Genomic DNA, 1639 nt, shown 5'->3' with positions numbered 1-1639 from the left:
GGCGGCCGCAAGGCGCGCCGCGGCGCTCGGCATCGAAGGCAAATGGGCGATCCACCCGTCGCAGATCGCTTTGGCCAACGACGTGTTCTCGCCGCCGGAAAAGGAGGTCGCGCGCGCCCGCCGCATCCTCGAAGTGCTGAAGGAAGCGGAGGCGCTCGGCAAGGGCGCTGCTGCGCTCGACGGCAAGATGATCGACGCGGCGTCCGAGCGCATGGCGCGCAACGTGCTGGTGGTGAGCGAGGCGATCGAGCGCGCCGGCCAGCCACAGGCGACGCACTGAGAGTTTTCGGGAGGAAAAAAATGGACATTCACGAATACCAGGCCAAAGAACTGCTCGCCCGTCACGGCGTGCATGTGCCGCGCGGCGGCCTCGCCTATAGCCCCGAGCAGGCGACCTACCGGGCGCGCGAGATCGGCGGCTCGAAATGGGTGCTGAAGGCGCAGGTTCATTCCGGCGCGCGCGGCAAGGCCGGCGGCATCAAGCTCTGCTCCAATGACGAGGAGATCTCTAACGCGGCCGAAGCCATGCTCGGGCGCAAGCTGGTGACCCAGCAGACCGGCCCGCGCGGCAAGCTGATCTCGCGCCTCTATCTCGAGGAAGCGGTCGACATCGCGCAGGAACTCTATCTCGGCTTCGTGCTCGACCGGAAGAAAGAGCGCGTCATGATCGTGGCGTCGGCCGCCGGCGGCATGGAAATCGAGGACATCGTCGAGGAGGCGCCGGGTTCGATCATCCGCGCCACCGTCGATCCCGGCGTCGGCATGCAGCAGTTCCAGGCGCGTGAGATCGCCTTCGGCCTCGGGCTTGAAAGCAATCTGATCGGCAAGGCCACCGAGACGATCATGGGCTGCTACCAGGTGTTCCGCGACTACGACGCCTCGATGCTGGAGATCAATCCGCTGGTGGTGACCCGCGACGGCAACCTCGTCGCGCTCGACGCAAAAATGTCATTCGACGAGAACGCGCTGTTCCGCCGGCCGGAAATCTCCGAACTGCGCGACAAGAGCCAGGAAGACCCGCGCGAAACGTTCGCCAGCGACCGCGGCCTCTCCTATGTCGGACTGGACGGCAACATCGGCTGCATCATCAACGGCGCCGGGCTCGCCATGGCGACGATGGACATGATCAAGATCGCCGGCGGCGAGCCGGCCAATTTTCTCGACATCGGCGGCGGCGCTTCGCCCGAGCGGGTGGCGAAATCCTTCCGCGCCGTGCTCGGCGACAGACAAGTCGAGGCCATACTGGTCAACATCTTTGCCGGCATCAACCGCTGCGATTGGGTCGCCGAGGGTGTGATCAAGGCGATCCGCGAGGTCGGGGTCGACGTGCCGCTGGTGGTGCGGCTCTCCGGCACCAAGGTCGAGGAAGGGCGTCGCATCCTGGCCGATTCCGGCGAGAAGGTGATCGTCGCCGACACGCTGGCCGAAGCCGCCGAGAAGGCCGTCGCCGCCTGGCGCGCGGCGACCAAGAAAAAAGCAGCCTGAGGGAGGTCGAGAAAATGGCAATCCTGCTCAACCGCAGCACCCGCGTCATCGTCCAGGGTTTTACCGGCAAGATCGGCAGCTTCCATGCCGAGGACATGAAGCGCTACGGCACCAAGCTGGTCGGCGGCGTCACCCCCGGCAAGGGCGGCCAGAC

At 66.0% G+C, this 1639-nt stretch carries 1 protein-coding gene and 2 pseudogenes; all 3 read left to right on the top strand.

Features of this window, described 5'->3' with window-relative positions; all coding sequences use genetic code 11:
* Nucleotides 1-280, top strand: a pseudogene (locus EH240_RS36875) (CoA ester lyase); the annotation flags it as partial.
* Nucleotides 281-300: 20 nt separating this feature from the next.
* Entirely contained in the window at nt 301-1485 is a 1185-nt protein-coding gene (locus EH240_RS36870; protein ID WP_125007229.1) for a malate--CoA ligase subunit beta, read from the top strand.
* 14 nt (nt 1486-1499) lie between these two features.
* A pseudogene (locus tag EH240_RS36865) lies at nt 1500-1639 on the top strand (succinate--CoA ligase subunit alpha); the annotation flags it as partial.

This window comes from Mesorhizobium tamadayense (assembly GCF_003863365.1).
Taxonomy (GTDB): Bacteria; Pseudomonadota; Alphaproteobacteria; order Rhizobiales; family Rhizobiaceae; genus Mesorhizobium; species Mesorhizobium tamadayense.
The sequence above is the reverse complement of the archived record's forward strand: the minus strand, read 5'-3'. Positions and strand labels throughout refer to the sequence as shown.